The organism is Mesorhizobium loti (assembly GCF_003148495.1).
GTDB lineage: Bacteria > Pseudomonadota > Alphaproteobacteria > Rhizobiales > Rhizobiaceae > Mesorhizobium > Mesorhizobium loti.
The window spans coordinates 1-4,476 of the sequence record NZ_QGGH01000040.1; the positions used below are offsets into that span (position 1 = coordinate 1).

At 59.9% G+C, this 4,476-nt stretch carries 2 protein-coding genes and 4 pseudogenes; 5 read left to right on the forward strand and 1 reads right to left on the reverse strand.

Translation table 11 applies throughout. The features are described 5' to 3' along the window. From C8D77_RS37060 to C8D77_RS37075, 5 genes and pseudogenes are all read left to right on the forward strand, one after another. Positions 1-157, forward strand: a pseudogene (locus tag C8D77_RS37060) (IS3 family transposase); the annotation flags it as partial. An 826-nt stretch (positions 158-983) separates the two neighbouring features. After that, a complete protein-coding gene (locus C8D77_RS37065; RefSeq protein ID WP_109672924.1) occupies positions 984-3,011 on the forward strand; it encodes a CocE/NonD family hydrolase in 2,028 nt (675 codons plus the stop codon). 30 nt (positions 3,012-3,041) lie between these two features. Beyond that, positions 3,042-3,164 (forward strand): annotated as a pseudogene (locus tag C8D77_RS38760) (transposase domain-containing protein); the annotation flags it as partial. Between the two features lie 128 nt (positions 3,165-3,292). After that, positions 3,293-3,379, forward strand: a pseudogene (locus C8D77_RS39220) (hypothetical protein); the annotation flags it as partial. 340 nt (positions 3,380-3,719) lie between these two features. Next, positions 3,720-3,912 (forward strand): annotated as a pseudogene (locus C8D77_RS37075) (transposase); the annotation flags it as partial. Between the two features lie 146 nt (positions 3,913-4,058). On the opposite strand, the gene C8D77_RS37080 reads toward C8D77_RS37075, so the two are convergent. Further along, a partial coding sequence (locus C8D77_RS37080; RefSeq protein ID WP_170136936.1) for an ATP-binding protein occupies positions 4,059-4,476 on the reverse strand: 418 nt, incomplete at its 5' end.

The following is a 4,476-nucleotide window of genomic DNA, read 5'->3' on the forward strand; positions in this document are numbered from 1 at the left end:
ACCATGGCGTAACTTCGAAGCCGTCGAGTTCGCTACGCTCGAATGGGTCGACTGGTTCAATAATCGCCGGCTGCTGGAGCCCATCGGCAACATCCCGCCGGCCGAAGCCGAGGAACGCTACTACGCCATGCTGGATGAACCAGCCATGGCCGCGTGACTCAAATGAAACGGCCTCCAGAAAACCCGGCGCGATTCAATGAGGAGTGAGAGGTCGCGTTCGCTCTCGGCCACTTCGACCGCCGCGGTGTCGCATCACGCTTCATCTTCAGGTTGACGGCTAAGTAGCGGCTCGTGGTCGCAATGCCCGTTTTGTAGAATGGTCACATCCTCCTGAGCCCTTGCCGCCCCAAGCGGGATATTGGTGCAGCCGTCCTGAACGGCGACCGCATGTGAGGTTGATCGTGCTCGGAGACCGCCGGTCATGCAATCGGGCTCAGACCTTGGATGCCGAAACAGTCCTGGAGTTCTGCTCATGCGTTGCTAAATTTAACCCTTGACCCCAAGAAGCCTATGTGAGGCCAGGTACCAGCGTACGCAAAGCAGGATCACGAAACTGACGGCCTTTGAACATTGCAACCCTCCGAAAATGATCGAAGACTCCTTGCCATAGGGCCGGTAATCAAAAGGTTGCAACAGATCCCTGTCTCGCATCTGTGACACCTCCATATTCGGCGTCACAGACAGAATCACGGCCGATTCACAGGGCGCAATAGGTCGGCAGACGACGTGGCTAACTGCCAGCGTCACCGGAGGCGTGCATTTCAACGCGAACTACACTGTGAGCTTCGCATTTCAGCAGCTGACGCATTCTGGCGCAAACCGATCATCGGCACATGTCATCTTCCCTAGAAGAAGAACAATCTGGTTGAGCATAGTGAAGAATCGACAGGAGCAGCAGAAGTGTTTCTGCAAGTGGGCCTTAGAAGTCCAGTCATCCGCACCTTAGCCGCTCCACCCGGGGTGCCGAAAATCTGGAGAGGGCCATGGATAATATACGCGTCGTCACCGATTTCCCGCGCAAGGCGCGCGAGATTGAGAACCTCTGGATTCCGATGCCAGACGGCGTGAAGCTAGCCGCTAGAATCTGGGTCCCTGAAGACGCCGAGGCCAATCCGGTCCCGGCCATTCTCGAATACCTGCCTTACCGCAAACGCGACGAAACGGCGGAACGTGACGCGCTTACGCATCCCTATTTCGCCGGTCATGGCTACGCTAGTGTACGTGTCGATATGCGTGGCACCGGCGACAGCGAAGGCGTTTGCAAGGGCGAGTATCTGAAGCAGGAGCAGGATGACTGTTTGGCCGTCATTGAATGGCTGGCTAAGCAGTCTTGGTGCTCGGGCGCGGTCGGCATGATCGGCATTAGCTGGGGCGGCTTCAACGGGCTTCAGGTCGCCGCGCGCCGGCCGCCGGCGCTCAAAACCGTGATCTCACTGTGCTCAACCGACGACCGCTATAATGACGACATCCATTATCTAGGCGGCGCGCAGATGTGCGACAATCTGGACTGGGGCACTACCGCCTGGGCGATCGCCATGACGCCCCCCGATCCACTGATCGTCGGCGACCGCTGGCGCCAGCTTTGGGAAGGCCGTCTCAACGGCAATGGCATATGGATGCAGGACTGGTTCGAGCATCAGCGCCGCGACCAGTTTTACAGGCACGCGTCGATTTGCGAGGATTACTCCGATGTCGAGATGCCCGTTTACCTAGTCGGTGGCTGGGCCGACAGCTATCCGAACCCGATCTTCCGCATGCTAGAAAGGCTGACCGGCATTCGCAAGGGGCTGATCGGTCCCTGGGGCCACAATTATCCGCATTTCGCCATGCCAGGGCCGCGTATCGGTTTCCTCAAGGAATGCTTGCGCTGGTGGGACCAATATCTCAAGGGCATCGATACCGGAATTGCCGACGAACCGATGCTACGTGCCTGGATGCAGGACCCTTACCCGCCGGCTGCCATTTGTGATGGGCGCCCAGGGCGATGGGTTGCTGAGCCGTCATGGCCGGGACCAGGAGTCGGTGAACGCTCGCTGACCCTTTCGCCGGGACGTCTTGCAGAGGGCGCCAGCAGCGATGACGTGCTGACAATTTGCTCACCGTTTACGGCGGGCCTCTCCTCGGGGGCGTGGTGCGCTTTTGGCGTCGTTCCGACCTTGCCGGTAGACCAGCGCATGGAAGTCGGCAATGCGCTTGTCTTCGAAACGACCCCTTTGGAAGAAGCCGTGGAAATTCTCGGCTTTCCGGAATTCGAGGTAAAGCTCGCCTCGGACAAGCCGGTTGCGCTGATCTCAGCGACGCTATCGCTCGTGCTGGAAGACGGCGCGGCATCGCGCGTCAGCTACGGCATTCTCAACCTCACGCATCGGCATGACGACATCGAACTGCAGCCGATGAAGCCGGGCGAGGCTGAGACGGTGCGCATCAAATTGCGTTGCTGTGGCCAGCGCTTCGAAAAGGGTCAGCGCATTCGCCTTGCCGTCGCCACGGCCCATTGGCCAATGGTCTTTCCAGGGCCGGAGAAGGCGACGCTGTCGATTCATTGCGCTGGCAGCAGGCTGATCCTGCCGGCGCGCAAGCCGCAGCCACTGGATGCAACGCTTGCGGGGTTTGAAGGGCCGGAGAGCGCAACGCCTATGGCGCAGGAAGTGATTAAGTCCGGTGAGCCCTTCCGGCGCGAGGTGACGACCAACCAGATCACCGGCGAAACCACGTACACTGTCGTCAGCGATGGCGGGACAGTGCATCATCCACACACCGGCATCACTCTGTCTGCCAGGCAGACAGATGTCTTCGTCGTCCATCCAGACGATCCAAATTCGGCGCGGGGAACCGTGACCTGGGAAAAATCCTACGCCCGAGGCGACTGGGATGCCCGAGTTACGGTTTCGGCGACGGTTCACGCGCTACGTGATGTGTGGCGCATGGAGACCCATCTCGTTGCGCGTGCTGGCGACGAAGTCGTCGTTGATCGCAAAGAGGTCAAGGAGTTTCCACGCGATCTGAACTGAGGAGAGAATACCGGACGCTCGCCGCGAACCGAACTCTGCGGGAGCAAACTCCGATCATACGTCGATGCCGAAGCCTACGTGGCCGATGTCACCGACCGCATCCAGAACGACTGGCCAGCCTCGCGCTGGGACGAGCTCATGCCATGGAACTGGGTGCGGCGCGAAGAGATGCCGCTCCCCTTGGCGGCAGTGAGCGCGATCGATGAGATGGCGCTGTCGGACGAGGCGCTGGAGGTCTGGATGAAGCCCATGCCAGAAAATTCGCTGGCTATTGTGGATTGATGTACAGCGGCCCATATCTGCCCGACGATCCGAATAATGTGGAAATTGCAACCGCCCTCCACCTTGCGGCCTCCGGGAAGGGGATCGCGGTCGAGGCCGGCAGGGCAGTAGTCCAATTTGCTTTCGAGAATTTTAAGCGCGCCAAGGCCCTGATCCAGAGCCGGATCTGGTGGCTTTACAACGACATCAAGGCGTGGTGTCTGGATCCGATGCCCCCGAAGAGCCAGGGAACTGGCCAGGCGGTTCGACCGGATCGTCGGCATGAAGACCAGGTTCGTAACCCTCGACCGTCTACTCGCGCGCATTCGGACCGACCGCCAAAGCTTCCTGAAAATCCTCCGGCGCCCGGACATTCCGCTCCACACCAACGGCTCGGAGACGATATCCGCAGCGTGGTGACCCGGCGCAAGATCAGGGGCGGAACCCGGCCGCAAGCGCCACATCGCCGTCGATACCGATGGGCGGCTGTTGATGTCAACCTCACCCCCGCCGACATCTCCGACAGTGCCGGGGTCCAGGCGGTTCTGGAAGGCATCCGCAAGCGCTGCCCTGGGTGAAACACCTGTTCGCCGACGGCGCCTACGATCGGCTGAAGCTCATGGATAAGGCCGCCTACCTGCGTATTCCAATGATACCGGACAGTGATTCCGAGACGAAACCGGACACCTATTCCGATAGAATACCGGACGCGATTCCGAGGCGAAGCCGGACGGCTTAGAGCGCCTCTGGGTCTTTTTCGATGTTTGTCGACGAACTCGTTTTCGGTCAAGCGGGAGTTGCGTCTGTGACTGGCAGGACCTTGTGTTTGCGCATGCTTTCGCCGGAAAGTTCGATGCGATAGGCGTTATGAACAAGGCGGTCGAGAACGGCATCGGCGATGGTCGGATTGCCGATCATGTCATACCAGTGATCCACGGGAATTTGACTTGTGAGGATGGTGGAGCGCTTCTCGTAGCGATCCTCGACGATTTCCAGGAGATCGCGGCGTTGTTCGTCGTTGAGCTTCTCCGGCCCCCAATCGTCTAAAATAAGCAAGTCCGTTTTGGCCAGGCTCTTGAGCAGCTTCGCGTAACGGCCGTCTCCGCAGGCAAGGGCGAGCGAGGCGAAGAGGCGCGGCACACGGTGGTACGCGACCGAGAGATCCTCGCGGCATGCCTTGTGGCCGAGCGCGCAGGCCAGCCAG